Raw genomic sequence first — 24,362 nt, 5'->3', positions numbered from 1 at the left:
CGCAGCCTGCGGCAGCTCCTACAGGGAATAGCGTTTCAAGTCAGACAATCATGTTTGTTGATAACCGCCGCCAGGGCGCACATTACTGAGCCCACCTCACAACCGTACTTGGATTAACGCGCATTATCTAAAGCCCGTCTGCTCTGTAGGCTGTTTTCAACGCCATCTGCCTTCTCTGGAGAACAGCATGAAAATGAGAACACTGGGCAAAACCCTCGAAGTTTCGGCATTAGGCCTGGGCTGCATGGGCATGAGTTCGGCCTATGGGCCTGCTGCGGACAAGCAGCAGATGATCACGTTGATACACGCGGCCATTGAACGAGGCGTCAATTTCTTCGATACCGCAGAGGCGTACGGCCCATGGGTCAATGAAGAACTGGTCGGCGAGGCGCTTGCCTCTGTCAAAGATCAGGTAGTGATTGCCACCAAATTCGGTTTCGATATCGACCTGCAGACCGGCGTGCGTGGTAGCGGCTTGAATAGCCGCCCCGAACACATCAAAGCGGTTGCCGACGCTTCACTCAAGCGCTTGAACGTCGATACCCTCGATCTGTTTTACCAGCATCGGGTCGATCCCAATGTACCCATTGAGGACGTGGTTGGGGCGATCACTGATCTGATCGCCGCGGGCAAGGTCCGCCACTACGGGTTGTCCGAAGCCAGTGTGCACACCATTCGCCGCGCCCATGCCGTGCACCCGGTTACCGCCGTGCAAAGCGAGTACTCGTTATGGTGGCGTGAACCCGAGCTGGAACTGCTACCAACGCTGGAGGAACTGAACATTGGTTTCGTGCCGTTCAGTCCTTTGGGCGCAGGTTTTCTGACCGGTAAAATCGATGAAACCACGCAGTTCGACAGCAACGATTTCCGGAACCATGTGCCGCGTTTCACGGCAGAAATGCGTAAAGCCAATCAAGGCCTGGTTGACCTGCTGCGCGGAGTTGAAGCCGAGAAAGGAGTGACACCGGCGCAAATCGCCCTGGCTTGGCTGCTGGCTCGCAAGCCCTGGATTGTGCCAATTCCGGGAACCACCAAATTGCATCGTCTGGAAGAAAATCTTGGTTCCATCACACTGGAACTGACCCCGACAGACTTGGCGGTCATCGACGAGGCGGCAGAGAAGATCCAGCCTCAGGGTGAGCGTTTACCGCAAGCAGCGCTCGCCATGACAGGACGCTGAACCGGAGCATGATGAGATCTGCGTAGAAACATTTCAGGCCTGTCCGAGGACTGAAGTGCGATGTAGATCCCATAATTTGAGCCATAAGCAGACGATGTGCGTGTAAGTGTTGTCTGGTCCTGGCCATCTAGACGTTAAGGCTCATCCCCTGCAACGCTGCAAATAAAAAAGGCCACCCCTCAACGGAGTAGAACCGAGGTGGCCTTGATAACCGTGGTGATCCGCCGGTCGACCTTAAGGTCAACGAGTATTGCGGTAATCTTGCTCGCTCACCTGCTCCATCCAGTTCACGACCTTGCCATCCTGGGCTTCAGCGATGGCTATGTGAGTCATGCCGGTGGTTGCTGTCGCGCCATGCCAGTGTTTGACGCCGGGTGGTATCCACACCGTGTCACCGGCCTTGATGATCTGTATCGCCTTGCCCGACTCTTGCACCCATCCGGTTCCCGCGGTGACGATCAAGGTCTGCCCCAATGGGTGGGTATGCCAGGCTGAGCGGGCACCGGGTTCAAACGTCACTGTGGCGCCGCTGACCCTGGCCGGTTCAGTCCCCTTGAACGGCGCATCAACACGCACCGTACCGGTGAAAAAGTCTGCCGGGCCCTGCACCGAAGGCTGTGATCCGTTGGGCGTGACGGTCACCGGCATCGTCTCCGCGTGGGACTCGAACGCTACTAGAGTGAGCGATAAAGCAGCAGTGGCAAGTGTTCTCATGATGGACCTCACTGGAATTTATTCAGCTCTGAACCGTGAATGCGAGGCGCTGCAACCTCAGCCTTGAGTGCCACGACCTGCAAAAACCTCTTTCAGTACCGGCACCGCCGACATTGCTTTTGGCCAACCGGTGTAGAACGCCAGATGTGTCACCACTTCTGCCGCTTGCTCACGGGTCAGACCGTTGTCCATGGCGCGATTCAGGTGGAACGGCAGTTGTGCTGCCTGGCCTTGAGTAATCAATGCAGCGACGGTCACCAGACTGCGATCCCGTGCCGTCAGGCTGGTTTGTCGCCACACATCTGCAAACAGCACGTCATCGGTGAAACGACCCAGTTCCGGGGCAACATCCCCGGTTGCAGCAGCAACAGCTGCCTTGCGTCGGGCTTCGGCGGCCGGTTCCAGCGTCAGCGGCGCAGTGACCGGTGGCACGATCTGCTCAGCGGGAATACCGCGCTCGGCGAAAACCTTTTTCGCCACGCCCACTGCCGACATCGCGTTCGGCCAGCCGGAATAGAACGCAAGATGGGTAATCAATGCGCTGATCTCGCTGGCCTTGAGGCCGTTGTCGAGTCCGAGCTTCACGTGGCTGGTCATCTGAGCGGTCTGACCAGCAGCCACCAGCGCAGACAGGGTGATCAAGCTGCGATCACGAGGCGACAGCTCCTTGCGTTTCCAGACTTCGCCGAAGAGTAATTCAGTGGTGTATTGATAAAGCTGAGGCGTCACTTCCAGCACATCAGGTGATGGCTTCGGATCTGGCTTGGCTTTGGACTCGCTGCCATCGGACGCAGCGGCAAAAAAGAGTGTGGCGAACGCGGTTGCTATCAGCTTCATGCAGGGGCCTTTCAGATAGGTAAATGTGCCCGGGTTCAGGCTCCGGCGGGCAAACGACCCTTGGACGTTAAAGCACCGAAAGGATCAGGACTATGGGCTATACCCGCATGCAACCATGAGGAGAATTCACCAATACTCTTCAGGGCTGGTACCGCAATGCATCAACCACCAGAGAAAACGCCAGCGAGGCATGCCGACGGTTCGGGTAATAAAGGTGATAACCCGCACACGGCTGACACCAATCGTCGAGCACAGCAATCAATCGACCGTCTTCAATGAATGGTAATGCCCGGTCTTCAGGCACATAAGCCAGCCCCAGACCCGCCACTGCCGCATCCAGACGCATGACGATACTGTTGAACGTCAGTTGCCCTTCCACCCTCACCTTGACCTCGCGGCCATCCTTTTCGAAATCCCAGACAAACAGTTCGCCATGGGTCGGAAAGCGAATATTGATGCAGTTGTGCCCGGTCAGGTCCTGCGGGACTACGGGTGTCGGATGTTTGCTGAAATAGTCTGGTGAACCGACGATTACCCAGCGCAGATCAGGGCTGATCCGCACGGCAATCATGTCTTTGGCAACCCGCTCGCCCAGCCTCACGCCAATGTCGAAACGCTCGGCAACGATATTGGTCAGGCCGGAATCGACACTCACCTCGACATTGATATCCGGGTACTGCGGCAAAAGCTTTTGCAACGCTGGAGCAATGATGGAAATGGCCGCGTGCTCACTGGCGGTGATACGGATAGTCCCCGCTGGCGTTTCACGCTGATCGCTCAACACCGCCAACTCCGAAGTGATCTCGTCGAAACGCGGCTTCACCGTTCGCAATAAACGCTCACCGGCCTCGGTCGGCGAAACACTGCGGGTGGTACGCGTCAACAAACGCAACCCCAGCCGGGCTTCGAGATTGCGGATGGTATGGCTCAAGGCCGACGGGCTGACACCCAGTTTGGCGGCAGCCTTGGTAAAACTGCGATCGGTCGCAACGGCGGCAAAGGCGAAAAGATCGTTGAAGTTTTCCTGCTGCATGCTGGTTTCCGTTTTCTGGGGCAACTGAGTGCCGGAGCTGGCAAGTCAGTCCAATTAAAGCATCTGGAATTGTTACGCCTTACTTTTCCACCATCGGGATAAAGCTGGCGAATGTCAGGCCCGCGCAGGAATCGATCAGCGAGCTGACAATCTCGGTCATCGGCGCGCTGGAGAAATGTGCAGTCATCTGCTCAGCACTGGACCAGTAGCCACTCATGATCCACACATCGTCCCGACTGGCGCTACGAAACAGTGAATAACCCAGGCAGCCCTGCATGGGTTCAATGCGTGCCACGCAGGCCTGCAGATGCTGCTCAAGCTGTGAGTCAGCCTCGGGGTTGATGCGAATTTCCAGGGTGTTGACGGCTTCGATGCTCATGGCTTTCGTACCTGCGCCCGCTTAAGACGGGGTGGAACTTAACCAGCATGCGAGACCATGACTATATGGCTGGATGTAATAAGACTCCTGAACCAGATTCATTAATCAGCAGGAAGCGCTGTGTTCGAGAAGACTTCGTCCATGGGCTTTGAGCTGCCAGAAAGCGATGCTGCACGAGAAAGAACAATGTCATCTTGCGCGACAAAAAAAGCTACAGCCCTCGTGGGAGAAGAGCTGTAGCAAAGCCCGCGTAAAAAACGGATGAGGCCTGTCAAGACAACCGACAGCCTTGGGTGGGCTGTGTCGGGTTGCCCGCAGCGGCGGATTTCAAGCCTCTGCACAGGTTTGGTTAACGGCGATTTGTAGTGAGTGAGATACATCCTGCAATGAAATGCATCTTGTGAGCGCGCTTGCCCGCAATGACGTCAGCGCAAGCCAGACATTCATCGACTGACAAACCGAATCGCGGGCAAGCGCGCTCCTACATCCCATGTTTGCTGCGCGACAGCATTGTGTCAGCAACTCCCGGGCGACTTATGCAGGGCTGCACAAAGGCTAGCCCGTCACACACCGCTCGGGCTTTTTCCCGGCGAAGGTGTCGACCAGACTGGATACGACCATCAGCGCCATACGCGTACGGGTCTGCACGGTGGCGCTGGCCCGGTGCGGTTGCAGCACCACTTGCTCAGTGGCGAACAAGACTTCGGGCACATTCGGCTCATCGACAAACACATCAAGCCCGGCACCGGCGATCTGCCCTGCGTTCAGCGCAGCGACCAGGTCCGGCTCATTGACCAGCTTGCCCCGTGCCACGTTGATCAGATATCCCTCGCTGCCCAGTGCCTGCAAGACCTGAGCATTGATGATGCCTTCGGCCTTGTCAGCCGCTGCCGCGAGAATCAGTGCATCGCTGTCGCGGGCCAGTTCGGTGAGGTCGGCGACGAAGGTGTGCGCAACATCATTCATGGGTTGCAGGTCGGTGTAGCTGATCGGGCACCCAAACGCTGCGGCCCGAACAGCAACGGCGCGCCCTACCCGGCCCATACCGACAATACCGATTCGCATCCCGCTGAATTGACGAGCCAGTGGCAAGGGCACCAGTGGCGTTGCACTTTTCGCCCATTCACCGGCGCGCACATAGCGGTCGCCGGTACACAAACCGCGACACGCCGAAATCAACAGCCCGATGGCCAGGTCGGCTACATCTTCAGTCAGCGCACCAATCGTGGCAGTCACATGAATGCCACGGTCCCGGGCATACGCGAGGTCCACCGCGTCAGTGCCGACACCATTGACCGCGATCACTTCCAGCTTGGGCAACTGCTCCATTACCGCATGAGTAATACCGGTGTGGCCGCCAGTAATCACGCCACGAATATTAGCGCCGTGTTCCTTCAGGTAAGCCGCTTTATCGGTTTGCAGATGATAAGGCCGTACGGTGAACAGCTCATCGAGCTGGGCACGAACGTGTGGAATCAGGATAGGGCTGAGCAACAGGACTTCTGGCTTCATGAGAACCTCTGAAAAGATGACAAGACGGGTTTCAGCCGCGACCGACAAAAGGCATGTTGGTGGCCATGACGGTCATGTTCAAAACGTTGGCGGACAGCGGCAGGCTGGCCATATACGCCACGGCGTCGGCGATATGCTTGACGTCGACCATGGGCTCGACGGCGATCTCGCCGTTTGCCTGGCGCACGCCTTTGGTCATGCGGACCGACAGCTCGGTCAACGCATTGCCGATATCAATCTGGCTGCACGCAATATTGAACTCGCGGCCGTCCAGCGCCAGGGATTTGGTCAGGCCCAGCACCGCATGCTTACTGGCGGTATAGGGCGCAGTGAACGGTCGTGGTGTGTGCGCTGAAATCGACCCGTTATTGATGATCCGTCCACCTTGCGGCTGCTGCCGACGCATCAGCGCAAAGGCGCCCCGCGAACACAGGAACACCCCCGTCAGGTTGGTATTGATCACGTCCAGCCACTTTTCTACCGGCAACTCGTCCATTGGCACCGCAGGCGCATTGATCCCCGCATTGTTGAAGATCACGTCCAGACGACCATAGACCTCTTCGACGGTGGCAAACATTGCATCGACGCTGGCCGGGTCACGCACATCAACCGACACCGCCAGGGCTTCACGCCCTTGACCATGGGCCTCATCGACCAGTGCCTGTAACGGTTCCAGGCGACGGCCGACCACCACGACCTTGTAACCCTCAGCCAACAGAACACGAGCGACGGCCTGACCGACACCACTACCGGCACCGGTCACCAGGGCGATTTTGGAGGAAGTGTTATTGGACATTGTTGTTCTCCTTGTTTCGAATAGGGTGTTGGGCAAACAAACATGCTTCTGGATTCATCCGACCTGTAGGAGCTCGCGAGCACCGCGAGGCAGCGATGGCGCCCTGTCTGGTACACCGCTATCGCGGCCTCGCGGTGCTCGTGCGCTCCTACAGGTTCAATGTTGGCTGTGCGACAGCGGCATCAGCGACACTTGGCCGGCTCTAGAGGGTCTTGCGTTGGTTTTCTAGATCGCGGTCGGCCGTGGACCGACGCGCACTTCAAGCTGACCGACGCCGTCAATTCCTGCGCTGATCACATCGCCCGGCTGGAGTGCATCTACGCCTGGCGGCGTGCCGGTCATGATCAAATCACCGGGCCTGAGCGTGATGGATTGAGACAAGCGGCTGATCACTTCACGCACCGACCAGATCTGATTTTCCAGCGTCGAACGCTGCCGCTCCTCGCCATTCACCGCGAGCCATACGGCACCCTCGCCGGGGTGGCCAATCTGGCTCACCGGCATGATCGTCGTGACAGGCGCCGAACCATCAAACGCCTTGGCGCCGTCCCAGGGCATGCCGGCGACCTTGGCAACTTTCTGCAAGTCGCGACGGGTCAGGTCCAGCCCGGCGGCATAACCCCAGACGTGCTCCAGAGCGTTGTCCTCGGAAATGTTCGAACCGCCCTCGCCGATCGCCACCACCAGTTCGATTTCATGGCAGAACTCTTCAGTCAGCGGCGGGAAAGCGATTTCACCGAGCGCGTCAATCACCGAACTGGCAGGCTTCATGAAGAACACCGGAGCCTCACGCGGCTGCCCGGTGGAGTCTCCCCACGGGTAATTGCGCCCCAGACAAAACACGCGGCCGACCGGGAATCGGGCGTTGCTGCCCTCGACGGGCAACGTTGCAACGGTGGCGGGCGTAAATACGTAATTATTCATTGTTGTCCTCGTGCAACGTCCTGACCAGAGCGTTCAGCCTACGACGCTGAGCGTGTGCAAAGTTGGACGAAAGCGGCTTCGTCCTGGATTAAAAAGGGGTATTTGCCTTAACGGGTCTGCAACTCGATGCGATACAGACGGCCCAACAGCAGCGAATACGACAAGGTGCCAATCAGTGCCACACCGCCGATAAACCAGAAAGCCATGGCGAACGAGCCGGTGGCATGGACGATGCCACCAATGACAATCGGCGTGACAATCCCGCCTATGTTGGCTGCCAGGCTGGTCACCCCACCGGTGAGACCGATCAGCTCTTTAGGGGCGACTTCCGACACTGCCGCCCAGGACGCAGATGCAATCCCCTGCGCGAAAAACGCAGTGGTCAGCACCGCAATGCACAGCGCGTTGGAGTCGGTGAAATTGACCAGCACAATCGACATACCCAGCATCGAGCCCACCACCAGCGGCAACTTGCGTGCGAAGGACATCGAGTAGCCACGACGAATCAACAGATCGGAAACGATGCCCGCCAGCAGAATGCCCACAGTGGCCCCAATAAATGGCAACACGGCGAAGATGCCCACCTTGATCATGGTCAGGTGGCGCTCTTCGATCAGGTACGTCGGGAACCAGGTCAGGAAGAAATACAATGCCGAGGTGCTGGCGAACTTACCGATGCAGATCGCCCAGATTTGTCGATAGCGAAACAGCTCGGCAATCTGCCGCCAGTTGAATTTAGTGCGTTCCTGACTGCTTTTGACCAGGCCACCGCCGTCTTCGATGTACTTCAGTTCTTCCTTGCTGACCTTTTTGCAATTCAGCGGATCGCGATAGACAAACAGCCAGATGATGCCGAACACAATCCCGACCAGGCCGGTGCTATAGAACACATGGCGCCAGTCATAAGTGGTCGCCAGCCACAGCAAAACCCCGGTAAACAACGCGGTGCCCAGATACTGCCCGCACACATAAATGCTGCTGGCCATGCCCCGCTCGCGGGCCGGAAACCAGACCGTCACGGCACGGCTGTTAGCGGGGAATGCCGGGGCTTCCATGGCCCCGACAGCCAGACGCAAGCCGAACAGGGAAGCAAAGCCGCCTGCCAGGCCCTGGCATACGGTAACCGCCGACCAACTGATCAGCGAAACCCCGTAGGTGATCCGCGAACCGAAGCGGTCAGCGACAAAACCCGCTGGCACCAGCGCCAACGCATATGTCCAGGCGAAGGCGGAAAAGATCAGGCCCATCTCAACCTTGTCCAGGCCCAGGTCCTTGGCCATGAACGGTGCCGCGATAGAGATATTCACCCGGTCGACGTAGTTGATGATCGTTGCAATCAGCAACAGCGAAAGCATGAACCAGCGGCGGCGGGTCGGCAGTCGCTGGGAAGTAACGGTGTCTTTGGGGGCGGTGGCAGCGCTTGCCACTGCGGCCTGGGAGGTTTGGGTACTTGACATGAAGTAGCCTCATTATTGTTGGGAGTTGCCGGTTTTCGGACAAAGCAAGCCATCACCCTTGAACCAAGAGCGAAAAGAACTGCCGGGGGATTGAGGCGCCGTTGATCAGCAGATCAGGCGCGCAGCGGTATCAACAGGGGGGACTGAATGTGCATGAGGTGACGCGAGAAGACGCGTAAAACGGAGAGGCAAAGCGGCGGAAATCGGAAGCCATGATACGAGCACCTTTTAATTATTGTTGATAGATGTCGGTCTGCAACGGCCTTCAAGTTATCGTACAACCATGGAAAATCAATGATCCGGTTAGACCGTTTTTTCAGTTAAAGGCGGCGTACATCAAAGAAGTCCAAAAAAATTCGCCATGGGCCAACACCTGTAAATTGCCCTTACATACCCATGAAAATACTGATTTAGAGCCTTTGAAACTTTTGTGCCATCACGCCAATGTTTTGGACATCGACGCAAACCAGTTGCTTGCATTACGGCTAACCGCGCATGCTTGGTCATCATATGAACACCAACAAATAGAGGATTGCGCCATAAAATCCCTAGCGCTCTGGAAAGACCAGCAGGAGTTGTCGTCCATGCACCTGACCCAACGTGTGCCCACCTACGGCATGCAGCAACGCAGCGAGCGGGCTGATTTTTATATCCGCGACAAGACCGCCCGAAGCGCAGAAACCAGTCCCCACCGCCATGAGTATTTTCAGATCCAGATCAATCTGGGTGGCGACACCGTCCAGCACATCGGCAACGTCGAACGGCCCTTCCCGCGCAACGCTCTGGCGTTCATCCTGCCGCATCGCATGCACATGATCCCGCACCCTGCGGACAGCAACTTCATGGTCATCAACTTCTCCCAGACCTTCCTGCTCCCGCACCTGGAGTGCGACCCGCTGGATCTGGAAGATGTGTCGATCCTGCTTGCGCCGGAACTGTCGCCGTTCCGCTTTCAGGAACATCTGGACTTCATTCTTGAACAGAATGAGTTCGACAAAATCTGTGCGTTGCTTGAGCAGATGCGCGCGCTGGACCAGAACCGCCAGTTTGGCACCCGGGAAATGCTCAAGGGCCTGTTGCTGCAACTGATCAGCACGGTTTGCACGTTATATGGCGAGCCACTGGTGAGCCTTGCCGATGGCAATGCCGCACAACTGAGCCGTCGCGATGCATTGACACGAATGTCCGAGTACGTGCGCAAACACCTTGCCGACCCGGACCTGAGCCTGAAAAAAGTCGCCGCGGCTACCTACCTGTCGCCCACGTACCTGACCCACTGGCTGCGTAAGGAAATAGGTAAAACCTTCAGCGAACTGGTTCTGGAACGGCGTATGCACGCCGCGCGCAATTACCTGCTTAACGGCTCAAAACCCGTAGGCGAAGTCGCACGCCTGTGCGGCTTTGCAGATGAAGCGTATTTTTCGAGACGTTTTCGGCAGATACACGGGCTCCCGCCGGGGCAATTCAGACGACAGCAGCTTGAGCCGGGTTTACAGAGAGTCGAGTGAAGATAGCGTAGGCAGCTCGCTCCCCGGGCTGGATCGCAGTGCTTATCAAACGAACCACAACGGTCTGGTTGGAATACCTTTTTGTAGGAGCGCATGAGCGCCGCGAGGCCGCGATGGTGTGTTGTCTGATATACCGCTATCGCGGCCTCGCGGTGCTCGTGCGCTCCTACAGGTCGGGGTTTGTTGAGCTACAGCGCTGTTTCAGTAAAAAGCGCTGCGTCATATCAAAAAAACATAGCAACCTGATTTGGAAAACTTTTCTGTAGGAGCGCATGAGCGCCGCGAGGCCGCGATGGCGTTTCGTCTGATACACCGCTATCGCGGCCTCGCGGTGCTCGTGCGCTCCTAAAGGTCGGGGTTTGTTGAGCTACAGCGCTGTTTCAGTAAAAAGCGCTGCGTCATATCAAAAAAACATAGCAACCTGATTTAGAAAACTTTTCTGTAGGAGCGCACGAGCATCGCGAGGCCGCGATGGCGTTTTGTCTGATACACCGCTATCGCGGCCTCGCGGTGCTCGTGCGCTCCTACAGGTCCGTGTTTGTTGCGTGACAGCGCTGTGTCTGGAAAAAGCGCTGCGTCATATCAAAAAAACATAGCAACCTGATTTGGAAAACTTTTCTGTAGGAGCGCACGAGCATCGCGAGGCCGCGATGGCGTTTTGTCTGATACACCGCTATCGCGGCCTCGCGGTACTCGTGCGCTCCTACAGATCTGTGTTTGTTGCGCGACAGCGCTGTGTCTGGAAAAAGCGCTGCGTCATATCAAAAAAACATAGCAACCTGATTTGGAAAACTTTTCTGTAGGAGCGCACGAGCATCCCGAGGCCGCGATGGTGTTTTGTCTGATATACCGCTATCGCGGCCTCGTGGTGCTCGTGCGCTCCTACAGATCTGTGTTTGTTGCGCGACAGTGCCAGGCTAAAACCCCGCCGCATGCCCATCTCGGCGGCTGTCACTGGCTGCCACATAACCATGGTCTGCATCATCCGACAGCCGCCAGATAAACTGCCCCGAACCGAAGTCCATGTACGGATCCTCCACCGACTTCAAGCGATGCCCCAAATCCCGCAAACCATCTACCGTCGCAGCGGCCAGGGTGTCCTCCAGGTCCACTGAAAAATCCCGATTGACCTTCCAGCGCGGTGCATCGCAGGCCGCCTGAGGCTGCTGGTTGTAATCCAGCATCCGCACCAGCGTCTGCAGATGTCCTTGCGGCTGCATGTCCCCGCCCATTACCCCGAAACTCATCTGCGGCTTGCCGTCCTTGGTCAGGAAGGCCGGAATGATCGTATGGAACGGCCGCTTGCCCGGCGCGACCACATTGGCCGACTTCGGATCACTGGAAAAACCAGCACCACGATTCTGCAAGCTGATCCCGTACTCAGGCACCACAATCCCTGATCCAAAGCCCATGTAATTGGACTGGATGAATGAAATCATCATGCCGTTTTCATCCGCCGCACTCAGGTACACGGTGCCGCCGCTACGCGGCATCCCAAAGCCCGGATCACTGGCTTTGGCCGGATTGATGAGCCTGGCGCGGCTGTCCAGGTACGCATCGTCCAGCATCTGCTCCGGCGTCACCTCCATGCTCGAAGGGTCCGCCACGTACTGATAGATATCGGCAAACGCCAGCTTCATGGCTTCGATCTGCAGGTGCTGGGATTGCGCCGAATCCAGCGGCAGTGAACCCACGTCGAACCGCTCCAGTATCCCCAACGCAATCAACGCCGCAATGCCCTGCCCGTTCGGCGGGATCTCGTGTACGTCATAACCTCGATAGGATTTGGAGATCGGCTTGACCCACTCCGGCTGATAATTGCGCAGGTCGTCCAGAGTCAGTGCCCCGCCAGTCTGCCGGGCGAAACCGACGATGGCCTCAGCGATCTCGCCTTCATAAAACGCCCGGCCACCTTGTTGGCCAAGCAGGCGCAAGGTCCGTGCGGCGTCCTTGAAGACGAACTTCTCGCCGATACGCGGCGCACGTCCGCCGGGCATGAAAGTTTCGGCAAAACCGGGCTGGGTATTGAGCAATGGCACAGCACCGGACCACTTATGCGCCACGGTGGGTGCTAGGGTCACACCGCGCTCGGCCACTTGGGCGGCCGGTTCCAGAATGTCAGCGAACGGCAGCTTGCCGAAACGCTCATGCAGCGCAGCCCAACCGGCCACTGCGCCAGGCACGGTCACTGAATCCCAACCACGTACCGGACGCTTGACGTGCCCTGCGCCATCCTCGCCGTAGCGACCGCGAAAATGCTCCAGATCCCAGGCTTGCGGTGCCGGGCCGGATGCATTCAGGCCATGCAGTTGCTTGCCGTCCCAAAGAATCGCGAACGCATCGCTGCCCAGTCCATTGGACACGGGCTCGACAACGGTCAACATCGCCGCAGCCGCAATCGCCGCGTCCACAGCGTTACCACCGGCCAGCAGAATATTCAGCCCGGCCTGGGCCGCCAGCGGATGCGACGTCGACACCACATTACGGGCGAACAACGGAATACGGGTGGTGGGATAAGGGTTTTGCCAATCGAAAGCCATGAGCACTCCTTGATTCAGTCTTTACGTTGTCGCCGAGCGGCACCCGGCTCCCAGAAAATCACGCGATGCTGGATCGCCCGTACGCTTTGCGCGCCGCACAGGCCAATCAGTGCCAGCAGAATCAGGCCGCTGAACATCGTCGCCATGTTCATGCTCACCGAGCTTGAAGCGATCAGATAACCCAGCCCGCTTTGCGACGAGAGAAACTCGGCCACCACCGCGCCGATCAGCGCCAGGGAAATACCGATCTGCAGCCCGGCGAACACTTCCCCCGCCGCAGCCGGAAACTTCACATGCAGCAGCAAGTACAGGCGCGATGCAGAAAATGCCCGACAGGCGTCCAGCAGTTCCGGATCGGTGCGGCGAATGCCGTTGACCGTGTTGACGAACAACGGGAAGAAACACACCAGCGTCACCAGGACGATCTTCGACGTCATGCCGAAGCCGAACCAGACCAGAATGATCGGTCCCAGCGCGACTTTGGGCGTGGCCTGCAGGCCGATCAACAGCGGATAGACAAAGCGTTCGAAAGTCCGTGATTCAGCCAGCACCGCGCCAAGCACCACAGCCAGTACCGAACCGATCACATAGCCACTCAACGTCTCGATTACCGTTGTCGCGATGTGAGGCCACAAGGTGCCATCGGCAAAACCATTGGCCAGCGCGTGGTACACCGCCAAAGGAGGTGGCAGCAGGTAATCGGAAATACCCAGCCCGCGCACGGCCAGGTCCCAGACCAGAATCAGCACCGCCAGGCTGGTCAGTGGGTACAACAAGGGCAGAAATCTACGCATGGCTGAAATGCCTCCGCAGGTGATGACACAGCGCGGTGAACTGCGGGTCGTTGAGGGTATCGAGGGTTCGTGGGCGCGGTAGAGGGATGGGCAATTCATCAATGATGGTGCCCGGCGACGGCGACATCACCAGCACCCTGTCAGCGAGGAAAACGGCTTCCTGAATACTGTGAGTAATGAACAGCACCGACTTGCGATGCACACTCCAGATGCGCTGTAACTCAAGGGTCAATGCCTCCCGGGACATGGCATCCAGCGCAGCGAACGGCTCATCCATCAGCAGCATGCGCGGGTCATGCAGTAACATTCGGGCAATACCGACTCGCTGCTGCATGCCACCTGACAGTTCGAAAGGATAGTCATTGGCAAATGCCTGCAGGCCCACCAGCTCCAGTAACTGCAGCGCCCTCTGCCGCGCTTCGACCATGGGCAGCCCCAGGGTTTTCGCGGGCAGCAGTACGTTATCCAGCACTGACTTCCAGGGCAGCATATTGGGTTTCTGAAACACCACCCCGCTTTGCCGACTGGGCCCCTGCACCTCATTGCCCGCCAGCTCGATGCGACCGCTGGAGACCGGCAACAAACCTGCCGCGAGTTTCAGCAACGTGGACTTGCCACAGCCGGACGGCCCCAACAATGCAACGAACTCACCCTCGGCAACCTTCAGGTCGATATTGCTCAACGCCTGAATATGGCCACGACGGGTTTCGTAGGTAAGCCCTACCTTTTGCAAACTCAGCGCGGCTCTCATCGTGGCGCTCATTGCAGAAAGCCTTTCGCCGCAACAGCCTGCTCAAGAAAGCTCAACACCCTGCTCCAGCTGTGCTGGTTGGCCAGCGCGTTGGCCGCAGGCGTACCGCCGCCACTGATCAACACCTTGGCCACCGGATGCAGACGCGCAATGACCGTGGTGGGCACATACGGAAAACCGATGGCATGTCCGGCGCCCTGATTGAGCACGAGCTCCACCGGCCAGGCATGACCACGCGCCTTCAGGTCCGATTCGATTTCTGCGCAATAGGCCGTCGAAGGCCAGAAACCGTCATCGTCACCCGAGATCAGCAACAGCGGACCGTTGATGTTTTCCACCGGGATACGCGCCCGCGCCACCGACGGCGCATCCTGTTGCACCGCCACAAAGGCAGGTGCCTGACGAATCGGCGCGCCCGCAGGCTCAGCCACTTCGAACGGACGCCAGTCCACCAGCGGGTTGCCCTGCCAGACATTGACCAGCGGCTGCCCTTGCCAGGTCCAGGCATCGGCGTCCCGGGGTTGATCCGGTCGACCAGCGCGCAAGGTGCCATGTACCACCGAACTGGGTACGTAACCGATGACAGCGCTGACCAATGCCGGAAAGCGCGCCCCCAACAGCAGCGCCAGTTCGCCGCCACGGGACAAACCTGCGACGGCGATAAAGCCGTTCCTGGGCTTGAGCGTGGCAACCACCCACTCCAGCGCCTGCTGAAAATATTCCAGCGGCGTATCGCTGATGTGTTCAGGGCGATTTCGCGCCTTGAAATAGCCCAGCGCCAACGCGGTATAGCCGTGAGCGGCATAGAGCGCAGCACGCTGCTCCGGTGTGCCGCCGCCAGAACCATTGAGCACCACCACGGCCGCACGAGGCTGATCGCCGGCGGGTTGAAACAGCGTGGCGCTGATTCCGCCCTCCCTGATCTCGCTGCGTTGCACGCCAGGTGCCAGATAGTGCTGTGTAAACCCCGCGTTAACTTGCTGGCCCTGAGCATCGGTAAATTGCAATTGAACACGCTGCGCCGCGAGACTTTCCTGAAGAGGTACGGTGACTGGCGGCGCAACCTGTCGCATCGACCACACCAATCCCATGGCATCGGCGCTTGACCAGTCGCCGGCGAACGGTGCGTCTCTGGTCAGATCAAGCTCACCCTGTGCGCCGATCAGAAATTGCGCCTGACTCTCCCAGCGGCTGCCGTCAGCACCGTCCATCCATGCGCGCAACTTCGCTTCGCCCGCTGCCAGCCCGGTGAAACGGATGTGCCGGGGCTGGTCGATCAGCCCTTCATCAGCGTCAATCCAGTACTGCACACTCATTGCGCCTCCTCAGCACGCTTGAGCAATGCGGCGCGGTCGAACTCACTAAAGGCGGGAACAAATTCGTTGGAGAAAATCGTGTCTACCGGCACATCGGCGGTCGGGAACTCCCCGGTTTTCGCCATGGCTGCAATCGCATCCTTGATGATCTGCAGGTTGTATTCACCCGGCACGCGGGCGCTGCCATCCGGGTGATGCAAGGTGTTGCGCAAACGGCGAACCAGCAGCTCGCGGGCATCGGTCAGGCCTTTGCCGTCAGCGTCAGCCGGTTTGCTTTCCGGATGTTGGCGCCAGAACGCCTGCACGCAATACGTCGGATTAGCCTCACAGACCAGTTGCCCCTGGGTATAAGCACGGCCAAAACGACGGATCAGGTCCGGGTTCTCCTTGAACGTGTCCACGTGGGCAACGAAGCCATTGCCGGGGTTTTCCTGAAAGACCGGTGGGTAGGCAATCCGGCGAATCGGCGTACCGGACAACTCCAGCATGTCATCCCAACTGCTGTTGAAATTGAGCGCATCAACCCGTCCGGTTTTCAGCGCCTGAAAGCCTGCACCCAATGCGCCAACTGCAACAAACTCGACGTTCTTGCCCGGTTCCAGCCCAGCAATTCGCAAAGCGGCGCGGCTGTTGGGCAAGGTGCCCCAGGTCAAAGCGCCCACGCCGATCTGCTTACCTTTCAGATCGGCAAGGGACTTGATCGGCGAGTCCGCCAGCACCGCGTACTCCATGGTCTGACTCGGCACGCCGTTATAGAAGTAGCGCACTGGCAGCGGATCCTTGCCGTTGAAGTAACTGGAGATAATCGGCTCGGCCACCGGAAAACCAAAGGTCACACGCTTGCTTGCCAGTTGGGGCAGTAATGCCCCCGCGCCCTGAAACACCACTACGTTGACCTTCAGGCCCTGCTCCTTGAACAGGCCCAGTTCTTCAGCGGCGGCGTAAGCTGCGCCGTCATGCACGGCAGGCGGGATCGCCAGCGCCACGGTTACATCATCGAGTGCCCAAACGTGGGTGGCGGCGAACATCAGGGGCACAGACAGCGGCAGCAATAACTTTGCAAGGGTCATGAGCAGTCCTTATTGAGTCAATCCAGAGAGCGCCTGATCGATCAGGGCGCGGCGGTCGATCTTGTTAGTGGTGGCGAGGGGTAATGCGTCGAGGAACCAGACCCGACGGGGATGCTGGTAAGCCGCGGCGTGCTCCAGCACGAAGCTTTTCAACTGTTGTTCGGTAGCGGCAAACCCTTCCCGCAGGACCACAAATGCGACCGGTTTATGGCCTTTGATGGCGTCTTCCACGGGTACGACGCAAGCCTGCTGGACGGCGGGATGACGCTCCAGAAGCTTTTCTATTTCGCCGGGATAGATGTTCTCGCCGCCGCTGACGAACATGTCGTCGCGTCGGCCGACAAAGGTGTAGAACCCTTGCGCATCGCGGGTAAATACGTCGCCGGTGATGTAGTAACCATCCGCAGTAAACGGCAAAGGCAGGTCCGGACGATGGTGGTAACCGCTCATCAAACCGGGGCTGCGCAGCTCCAGCACACCCTGATTACTCAGCGCGCCCGCTTCGTCACGCAAGCGCACCTGAACCTTGGGGTGGGCACAACCCAGCGACATCGGTGGGCTGGGTAATCCGTCTGGATGGGGCGCAAAGACCACCGGCCCGCCTTCGGTCGTGCCATAGGCGTTGATGACTTTTGCTTCAGGCAGCAGACGATGGATTTGCTCCAACAGGCTGGCGCTCACCGGTGCAGAGCCCATTCGCACGACGCGCACCGAGGAAAAATCGGCTTCGGCCAATAAGGATTTTTCACTGAGCATCATGGCGATCATCGGCGGTACGGCGGTCAACCAGGTGCAGCGGTGGCGCTGAATCGCAGCGATATAACTGGCGGCAGTAAACTGCGGTAGCAGAACCGTTGTCGCATGGGAAGCAAGGCTGAGGAAGGCCAGCGCCAACGCATTCATGTGATAGAACGGCGCAGCAATCAGCGGTTTCTCATCAGCCAGGCGGGTTGCCTGCAACCGGGTTTGCACCACCCATAAATGCGCGGCATGGCTGAGGATTACGCCTTTGGGTTTGCCGGTGGAGCCTGAGGTGTAGAGGATCAGCGCGGGTTCGTCTGCCAGCGGTTCGAAAGCATCAAACGGGCCGGGGTCGGCGAAAGCGGTAAGCCCCTCGGCACTTAACCCTATCGTCTCCAGCCCGGCGGGCGCTGACGGCAAACGACGCGGATCACAGAACAACAACCGTGCCCCACTGTCGGCAATCACGTAATGGATCGTGGCATTGGGAAACTTGTAATTGACCGGCACAGCCACCAGCCCCGCACGCATGATGCCCAGCACCACTGCCAGGTATTCCACGGAATTGGCGGCCAGCAGCGCAACCCGATCACCCTGGGCATAACCGCGCAAGGCAAGCGCCCGGGCGATGCCGTCGGCGAGGGCGTCGAGTTCGCCGTAGGTGATGATTCTTTCTGCAGCGTCATCCCCGGCAGGAGCGAAATTGTTCGCGAGGCGGTGTGTCAGGTTCGCTGCCTTGCGAACACGTTCGCTCCCACCGGTCGAGGCCGTATCGCAGACGCCAACAAACGCGATCCGGTCCCGATCAGCTTGCCGGTCAATCACGCGGCCAAGGTTTTTTATGCCGTTGATCACGAGACAAACTCCAGCACGGTTTCAAACTCGGCAATCTCGACCAGCACCCGGCCCGCTTCGACCCGATGACTCAAGCCCGCCTGTTCAGCCAGCCGCGCCAGTTCAACCGGATCGGCGCAACGCAAGGTGATCGCCGCAAAGCGCTCGTCTCGTTGGCTTAACCGACTGGCGGACGCACCGAAGCGCTGCTCAAGGGTGGCCCGATCGACAATGTCCAGTGCAAAGCCATCGCCCAGTTGACCGAGAGCAGCGTAGCGTGCAGCTTGCGCTTCGGGCTCTGCGCTGAGCACCGTCAGTTTGATAATCGCACTGACGCCATTGGCATGCGTCAGCCACTGCGGCTGCCAGACCAGCTCCGGGGTTTCGTGGTGGCAGTAGTAAACGCGACCGGCTGCAAACTCGTTGGCCTGCAAGCGCACCGTGGTAAAACGTGCGGTCAGCTCGCGCCCCTGATGCTCCACCGCACGGGAGAAGCGTTGTACTGGTTGCACCAGAAAACCGGCGCTGACCAGTTCGCTGTGAGTGGCGTGAGCATTCCTGGTATTCAGCACCAGACCGTCGATGCCCAGTGGGCTGTCCAGCACCTCCTGGCGTAATTTGCGCGTGCCCAGCGGCAGGCCGATGAGTTCGAGATAGCCGCCCGGGAACATCATCAAATGGTTGAGTGAACCCAGCGAGTGATAGCCACGCGGCGTGAGGGTGAAACCCAGCGCAGCGAACACTTGAGCTGCGGTGTCAGTCTCAAAACGAGTGTTGATGACCAGATGATCCAGAGCGGTTTGCATGATCAGGCCTTGGGTGCAGGAGTCGAATACAGGCCACGCCCACTGGCGACCAGATGTCCCTCGCCATCGAATACCTGCGCTTCGGCCACCGAGAACTGCTTGCCGAACTTGATCACCCGGCCAGTGGCGCGCAAATCACCTTTCGCCGCACGGTGGTAGTCAACGCGCAAGTCAACGGTCGGCACGCCCTTGCCGGTTTTCGAGACCAGCGCCCAGTCGGCAGTCAGGTCAACCAGTGCCGCGAGAATGCCGCCGTGGGTATAGCCACCTTCGACGTTAACCACCCACTCTTCGCGCCATTTGGCGGTGAGCTCGATGCTACCCTCTCCCACCTCGATCACTTCAAGGCCCAGCCATTGGTGGTAAGGCCCTTTGAGCAAGCGGGCCTGAATGTCAGCTGCAGTTGGCAATGTATCGGTCATGTTTAATTTCCTGGTTGTTGAGTTTGGTAGGAGCTCACGAGCACCGAGGCAGCGATAGCGTTCTGCCTGAGCCACCGCCATCGCGGCCTCGCGGTGCTCGTGCGCGCCTACAGAAACATGCATTTCAATTCGGTTAGGCGGCTGAATTGAACGTGCAGAGCCCCATGCCGCCGAATCGAAAACTCCGGCAGCGGTACAGCGTTAAACGGTTAAAAAGGGCTCAGGGCTTGACGACAACCTTGCCCAGCACTTCACGGTCGCGGATCAGGGCCAGGCCTTCGGCGGCCTGTTCCAGCGGCAGAACACGGTCGATCAGCGGGTCGATCTTGCCTTCGGCGATCAAGTCCAGCAGGCCCACCAGGTTTTCCTCATAGAAGCTGTTGGAACCCTTGATGTTCAGCTCGAAGCTCCACACGTAGCGCAAATCCTCGGCAGGATCGTGGCCTGCAGTTGCGCCGCACACCAGCAAAGTGCCGCCACGCTTCAGGCATTTGAGCGATGGCACCCAGGTGTCGCCACCGGTGAAGTTGATCACCACATCCACACCGCCTTCGTGAGTGCGGCGTTGTGGCTTGCCGTACTTGGCAATGGCCCACTTGGAGAAGTCGGTCTCGCGATAATTGAGCACGTGATCGGCACCGATTTCCTTGAGGCGCTCGCCCTTGGCATCACTCCCCGCACAGGCAATGACTTCGGCGCCAAGCAGTTTGGCGAGAATCACACTGGCCGTGCCAACGCCGCCGCTGGCACCGAGAATCAGCACCCGGTCACCCGGCTTGACAGTGTTATGGGTGATCAACATTCGGTGCGCGGTGCCGTAAGCCACCGGTAATGCCGCCGCTTGTTCGAAGCTCACCGCCGACGGCAGGCTGATCAATTGACGGGCATCCACCAGAGCGTATTCAGCCATGCCGCCGTCAACCATTTCGCCCATCAGACCGACGTCGGGCTTCAGCGGATTCACCAGGACGCGGTCGCCGACGTTCCAGCCGCTGACGCCCTCGCCCAGTTCAGTAATGGTGCCCGCCAGATCGAGGCCGATCACCACCGGCAGCGGCACCTTGATGCCCGGCATGCCTTTGACGGTAAACACATCGTGGTAGTTGAAAGAAGACGCACCAACACGGATCACGACGTGACCCTGGGTGACTGCCGGTACCGGCTTGTCGCTTACCACACGCAGACGGTCAAGGTCGCCGTGTGCATCGAGTACCAGGGCTTTCATGGTTTTGCTCACTGGGGATTTCTCCTGATTTGGTGATCAATCGGGGATGGATTACTTGAGGGTTTTTGATTCGGCGTAAGGCTTGGTAGCGAACAGGTCATCCTTGAGCGCGCCCTTGACCAGACCGCCTTCAATAAAGACTTTGTGCTGCAACTTCAGGGTCTCGATGTCGGCAGGCTCGAAGGACACGCGGTTCATGGCATTCCACAGGCCGACGTAAACCCTGGCGTCCTTGGTGGGCAGGTTGGCGCTCTGTTCCAGAATGCCGACCACTTCGTCATGGTGGCTCGCGCCCCAGGCCAGGGTGTCGCGCAATGCAGCAATGACTTTGGCCACTGTCTCCGGGTGCTCATCCACCAGTCTGGCGTTCACTGCGCCAACACCGATGTACGGCACGGCATCGGTTTTGGTCAGCTTCTTCCACTCATCCGCGAAGCTGCCCAGACGTTTAACCTTCAGTTCGTCGTCCAGTTGGTCGATGGTCAACGAACGCAAGGCCGCACCATCCACCTGCTTTTGTGAAAGGAACTGCGCCAGTCGCGATTCGTTGCCACCAATCAGCGAGAAGTCCGTGGGCTGAATGCCGTAGTTACCCGCCAATACCGTGCCAGCGATCACCGCCACCGAAGAGCCGGTGGGCGACATGCCGATTTTCTTGCCTTTGAACTCAGCCACCGACTTGATTGGTGAATCCGCAGGCACCACGAACTGCACATCTGCAGGCTGGGTCGCGGCAAAGATTCTGATCGGCACACCTTCTGCGGCGGCGCTGAAAACGCCCGCTACCGGCGCGCCGAAAGCCAGATCAATCGAGCCTGCTGCCAGTGCGCGAATCGGCGCGTTTACATCCGGAAAATGCACGAAGGTCGCGTCGATGCCGCGCTTGGCCAGAAAGTCTTTGGCTTCAAGCACCGAGCCATAGCCCAGACTGACTCCGCTGGTCCAGTAACCAATGCGGACGGCTTCGGCCGCCTGGCTGGAGAAAGAAACAAAAACAGTCGTCGCCAACGCTGCGGCGGCAAAAAGCTTGCGCATGGGTGCAGTTCCTAGAGGGTTCATTGATTGGAGGTTTTCCAGCGAAACAAACGCCGTTCGAGGGGTTTGAGCACACCCGCCTCAAGCAGCAACATCAAAGTGACCAGCAAGATTGTCCAGGCGAAGACCTGATCGCTCTGCACCAGATCGGCCGCCTGCCGCAGGCGGTAGCCGATACCGTCCGACGCGCCGAGGGTTTCCGCCACTAGCGACACACGCCAGCCGAAACCGAAGGCCAGCCGGGCGCCGGAAAAGAAATACGGGAGGATGGTTGGCAGATAAATCTTGAACAGGATCTGGCTGCGCGACATACGAAACGAGCGCGCCAGATCGATGTACTGGCGTTCCACGGTCTGGGCGCCCTGCCAGACGTTGGTCAGGATCAGCGGCATCGACGTCATGAACACCACAAACACGGTGGTCGCATCGGAAATGCCGAACCAGATGATCGCGAAGATCGCCCAGATCGCAGAAGAGACCGTGTTGAACACTGCCAGGATCGGCTCAAAGAATTGCGCCAGGGTTCGGCTTGACCCCAAGGCCAGACCGAGCGGCGTACCGATCAGCGCTGCGAGGGCAAAACCGCTGAACACCCGGCCCATGGTCGCGCTCAGGTCATGCACAAAAGTCGCGCTGTGCCACAGGGTATTCAGAGCAGCGAAGACCTTCTCCGGCCCTGGCAACACGAACGATGGCAAGCGTCCAGCGGCGTACCACCAGGCAATGGCGAACACCGCCACCAGCAGCAGGCGCTGGGCCAATAGAATTACGAAACGGTTGGAAAGCATGCTGTTCATACCTTCAACCGCAATTGACGAACCTGCTCGCTGACATCAGCGGCAGTCGGAGCGCGGGGACGCTGCAAGTCGATCCCGACAATGTCCCGAATCCGCCCCGGACGTGGCTCCAGTACGACTACGCGGTCGGCCAGCACCACGGCTTCTTCCACATCATGGGTGACGAAGACGATGGTCATGCCTTTCAGCGCTTGCAGGCGCAGCAACTCATGGTGCATCTGGCTGCGGGTTTGCGGATCGAGCTTGGAGAACGGTTCATCCATCAGCAGCACGCTGGGCTCCACTACCAGACTGCGCGCCAGGGCCACGCGACTGCGCATCCCGCCAGACAGCTGATGTGGCCAGGCTTTGGCGAATTCTTCCAACTCCACCAACTTCAACGCCGCGTCCGCACGGGCGAGGCGCTCGGCCTTGTTCAGACCAGCCCCTTCCAGGCCAAATGCGACGTTGCTGCGCACTGTGCGCCACGGCAACAGGCGATCTTCCTGGAACATGTAGGCGACGCGACGCCAGCCGTCAAAATCTTCGGCGGCCTGGCCTTCCAGTTGCAAACTGCCCTGATCAGCTTTGAGCAGTCCGGACAGAATATTCAGCAGAGTGCTTTTGCCGCAGCCTGAAGTGCCCAGCAAGGCAAGAATTTCGCCCTGGGCGACCTGTACCGAGATATCACGCAGGACTTCCAGTTCACCAAAATTCTTGGAGATACCGTCCAGGCTTAGCGCGGGAGCTGTGATCGAGAAAAAGGCCTGCGCAGTCATCGGGCAAACCTCGCGGCGAGCATGGGCAGTGACGCACCCGATTCGCTGAGGCTGTCGTAAACCTTCTCGAGCGTCATTGCCTGAAAGGTTTCGATATGGCGGCGGGCAATCAGCTCGGCACGTTTGCCATCGCCCTCTTCGAAGGCGTCAATCATGGCGTTGTGATCGTGCTTGATCTCGGGTTTAGTGCCTTGCACATTGAAACCCAGCGCCACCAGACGGGTCATTTCATCCATCAAACCGGACAAGGTACGCACCAGTCGTTCATTGCCCGAGGCCTCGATGATCGCCATGTGGAATGCCTTGTTGGCGTCCATGAACACATCGATCTGCTCAGACAACGGCGCCAGATGGCGAACCCGACAGGCGGCTTCCAGCGCACGCAATTGCTCAAGATCAACCCGCCCGACAGCGAGCCGCGCCGCCATGGGTTCGAGTTGCACCCGCAGGGCAAAGATTTCTTCCACATCTTTCAAGGTGATTGGCGCGACCTGATAGCCCTTGCGGGGGATAGAACGCAGCAGGTTTTCGTGGCACAGCCGTGTCAGCGCGATGCGGCAACTGCTTTTGCCGATGCCGTACTCGGTCATCAGGTCAGGCTCGGTAATTTTTGTGCCAGGCATCAAGCGGCAGGAAAGAATGTCGCGACGGATGCGGCTGTAGGCGTCATCGCCAAAACTGGCGACTTCGGGTCTGGCGAAGGGCGTGGCGGGAGAAGTCATCTAGCGGCTCAATCCAGTCTGTGAGCAGCTCACAGACTGATTCTGTGAGGCTTACCAATGGCCACTACGCTAATCTAAAACTTCATAAATCCGAACGAACCCTTTCGGCTAAGAATATGCACCACGAGCATAACGTGGGCAGCTCACAGAGTTGAAAGGCATAAGCAAAGGCGGCGTGCTGCATTTGTAGGACAGGCTTTAGCCGCAAGGA

The 24,362-nt window shown here is 58.7% G+C and carries 23 protein-coding genes; 2 read left to right on the top strand and 21 right to left on the bottom strand.

Features of this window, described 5'->3' with window-relative positions; all coding sequences use genetic code 11:
• Positions 1 to 187 precede the first annotated feature (187 nt).
• A complete protein-coding gene (locus ABRP31_RS12830) occupies positions 188 to 1,180 on the top strand; it encodes an aldo/keto reductase (RefSeq protein WP_349971947.1) in 993 nt (330 codons plus the stop codon).
• 240 nt (positions 1,181 to 1,420) lie between these two features.
• Here the strand turns inward: ABRP31_RS12830 and ABRP31_RS12825 are convergent, their stop codons facing one another.
• From ABRP31_RS12825 to ABRP31_RS12790, 8 genes are all read right to left on the bottom strand, one after another.
• Positions 1,421 to 1,894, bottom strand: a complete 474-nt coding sequence (locus ABRP31_RS12825) for a cupin domain-containing protein (protein ID WP_349971946.1) — start codon at positions 1,892 to 1,894, stop codon at positions 1,421 to 1,423.
• Positions 1,895 to 1,951: 57 nt separating this feature from the next.
• On the bottom strand, positions 1,952 to 2,731 hold the full coding sequence (locus ABRP31_RS12820; protein WP_349971945.1) for a carboxymuconolactone decarboxylase family protein: 780 nt from the start codon (positions 2,729 to 2,731) through the stop codon (positions 1,952 to 1,954).
• A 139-nt stretch (positions 2,732 to 2,870) separates the two neighbouring features.
• Positions 2,871 to 3,764, bottom strand: coding sequence for a LysR family transcriptional regulator (locus ABRP31_RS12815; RefSeq protein ID WP_349971944.1), 894 nt, complete (start codon positions 3,762 to 3,764; stop codon positions 2,871 to 2,873).
• Between the two features lie 79 nt (positions 3,765 to 3,843).
• Positions 3,844 to 4,143: an antibiotic biosynthesis monooxygenase family protein gene (locus ABRP31_RS12810; RefSeq protein WP_349971943.1), complete on the bottom strand. Its 300-nt coding sequence runs from the start codon at positions 4,141 to 4,143 to the stop codon at positions 3,844 to 3,846.
• Between the two features lie 555 nt (positions 4,144 to 4,698).
• Complete coding sequence (locus ABRP31_RS12805; RefSeq protein ID WP_349971942.1) at positions 4,699 to 5,655, bottom strand: 2-hydroxyacid dehydrogenase; 957 nt, start codon at positions 5,653 to 5,655, stop codon at positions 4,699 to 4,701.
• Positions 5,656 to 5,686: 31 nt separating this feature from the next.
• Positions 5,687 to 6,451 carry an SDR family oxidoreductase gene (locus tag ABRP31_RS12800; protein WP_349971941.1) on the bottom strand — a complete coding sequence of 255 codons (765 nt, stop codon included), beginning with the start codon at positions 6,449 to 6,451 and terminating at the stop codon, positions 5,687 to 5,689.
• A gap of 225 nt (positions 6,452 to 6,676) precedes the next feature.
• On the bottom strand, positions 6,677 to 7,375 hold the full coding sequence (locus ABRP31_RS12795) for a fumarylacetoacetate hydrolase family protein (RefSeq protein ID WP_349971940.1): 699 nt from the start codon (positions 7,373 to 7,375) through the stop codon (positions 6,677 to 6,679).
• Positions 7,376 to 7,482: 107 nt separating this feature from the next.
• Positions 7,483 to 8,832 (bottom strand): MFS transporter, encoded by a 1,350-nt coding sequence (locus ABRP31_RS12790; protein ID WP_087272203.1) that lies wholly within the window; start codon positions 8,830 to 8,832, stop codon positions 7,483 to 7,485.
• Positions 8,833 to 9,416: 584 nt separating this feature from the next.
• On the opposite strand from ABRP31_RS12790, the gene ABRP31_RS12785 reads away from it, so the two are divergent.
• Entirely contained in the window at positions 9,417 to 10,340 is a 924-nt protein-coding gene (locus ABRP31_RS12785) for a helix-turn-helix transcriptional regulator (RefSeq protein ID WP_372489394.1), read from the top strand.
• 917 nt (positions 10,341 to 11,257) lie between these two features.
• Here ABRP31_RS12785 and ggt read toward each other — a convergent pair.
• The 13 genes from ggt to ABRP31_RS12720 all read right to left on the bottom strand — a co-directional run bounded on the left by ggt (position 11,258) and on the right by ABRP31_RS12720 (position 24,151).
• The gene (gene ggt / locus ABRP31_RS12780; protein WP_372489393.1) at positions 11,258 to 12,886 is read right to left on the bottom strand and encodes a gamma-glutamyltransferase; all 1,629 of its coding nucleotides are present in this window, start codon (positions 12,884 to 12,886) and stop codon (positions 11,258 to 11,260) included.
• A gap of 8 nt (positions 12,887 to 12,894) precedes the next feature.
• A complete protein-coding gene (locus tag ABRP31_RS12775; RefSeq protein ID WP_087272195.1) occupies positions 12,895 to 13,674 on the bottom strand; it encodes an ABC transporter permease in 780 nt (259 codons plus the stop codon).
• Positions 13,667 to 14,437 carry an ABC transporter ATP-binding protein gene (locus ABRP31_RS12770; RefSeq protein ID WP_349973107.1) on the bottom strand — a complete coding sequence of 257 codons (771 nt, stop codon included), beginning with the start codon at positions 14,435 to 14,437 and terminating at the stop codon, positions 13,667 to 13,669. The genes ABRP31_RS12775 and ABRP31_RS12770 overlap by 8 nt, the downstream gene beginning before the upstream one ends.
• Positions 14,434 to 15,741, bottom strand: a complete 1,308-nt coding sequence (locus ABRP31_RS12765) for an acyl-CoA thioesterase/bile acid-CoA:amino acid N-acyltransferase family protein (protein ID WP_349973109.1) — start codon at positions 15,739 to 15,741, stop codon at positions 14,434 to 14,436. Before ABRP31_RS12765 ends, ABRP31_RS12770 begins: the two co-directional genes overlap by 4 nt.
• On the bottom strand, positions 15,738 to 16,811 hold the full coding sequence (locus ABRP31_RS12760; protein WP_349973112.1) for an ABC transporter substrate-binding protein: 1,074 nt from the start codon (positions 16,809 to 16,811) through the stop codon (positions 15,738 to 15,740). The genes ABRP31_RS12765 and ABRP31_RS12760 overlap by 4 nt, the downstream gene beginning before the upstream one ends.
• Positions 16,812 to 16,820: 9 nt before the next feature.
• Positions 16,821 to 18,407 carry a class I adenylate-forming enzyme family protein gene (locus ABRP31_RS12755; protein ID WP_349973115.1) on the bottom strand — a complete coding sequence of 529 codons (1,587 nt, stop codon included), beginning with the start codon at positions 18,405 to 18,407 and terminating at the stop codon, positions 16,821 to 16,823.
• Positions 18,404 to 19,192: a VOC family protein gene (locus tag ABRP31_RS12750; RefSeq protein WP_349973118.1), complete on the bottom strand. Its 789-nt coding sequence runs from the start codon at positions 19,190 to 19,192 to the stop codon at positions 18,404 to 18,406. Before ABRP31_RS12750 ends, ABRP31_RS12755 begins: the two co-directional genes overlap by 4 nt.
• A gap of 2 nt (positions 19,193 to 19,194) precedes the next feature.
• The gene (locus ABRP31_RS12745; protein ID WP_087272180.1) at positions 19,195 to 19,614 is read right to left on the bottom strand and encodes a PaaI family thioesterase; all 420 of its coding nucleotides are present in this window, start codon (positions 19,612 to 19,614) and stop codon (positions 19,195 to 19,197) included.
• A gap of 220 nt (positions 19,615 to 19,834) precedes the next feature.
• Complete coding sequence (locus ABRP31_RS12740; RefSeq protein WP_349973120.1) at positions 19,835 to 20,851, bottom strand: zinc-binding dehydrogenase; 1,017 nt, start codon at positions 20,849 to 20,851, stop codon at positions 19,835 to 19,837.
• Positions 20,852 to 20,890: 39 nt separating this feature from the next.
• Positions 20,891 to 21,874 carry an ABC transporter substrate-binding protein gene (locus ABRP31_RS12735; protein WP_349973122.1) on the bottom strand — a complete coding sequence of 328 codons (984 nt, stop codon included), beginning with the start codon at positions 21,872 to 21,874 and terminating at the stop codon, positions 20,891 to 20,893.
• Positions 21,875 to 21,894: 20 nt separating this feature from the next.
• Positions 21,895 to 22,662, bottom strand: coding sequence for an ABC transporter permease (locus tag ABRP31_RS12730; protein ID WP_349973123.1), 768 nt, complete (start codon positions 22,660 to 22,662; stop codon positions 21,895 to 21,897).
• A 5-nt stretch (positions 22,663 to 22,667) separates the two neighbouring features.
• Positions 22,668 to 23,429: an ABC transporter ATP-binding protein gene (locus ABRP31_RS12725; protein WP_349973126.1), complete on the bottom strand. Its 762-nt coding sequence runs from the start codon at positions 23,427 to 23,429 to the stop codon at positions 22,668 to 22,670.
• Positions 23,426 to 24,151 carry a GntR family transcriptional regulator gene (locus ABRP31_RS12720; protein ID WP_349973128.1) on the bottom strand — a complete coding sequence of 242 codons (726 nt, stop codon included), beginning with the start codon at positions 24,149 to 24,151 and terminating at the stop codon, positions 23,426 to 23,428. The genes ABRP31_RS12725 and ABRP31_RS12720 overlap by 4 nt, the downstream gene beginning before the upstream one ends.
• Positions 24,152 to 24,362 lie beyond the last annotated feature (211 nt).

The organism is Pseudomonas caspiana (assembly GCF_040224095.2).
In the GTDB taxonomy this organism is placed as follows: Bacteria; Pseudomonadota; Gammaproteobacteria; order Pseudomonadales; family Pseudomonadaceae; genus Aquipseudomonas; species Aquipseudomonas caspiana.
The sequence above is the reverse complement of the archived record's forward strand: the minus strand, read 5'-3'. Positions and strand labels throughout refer to the sequence as shown.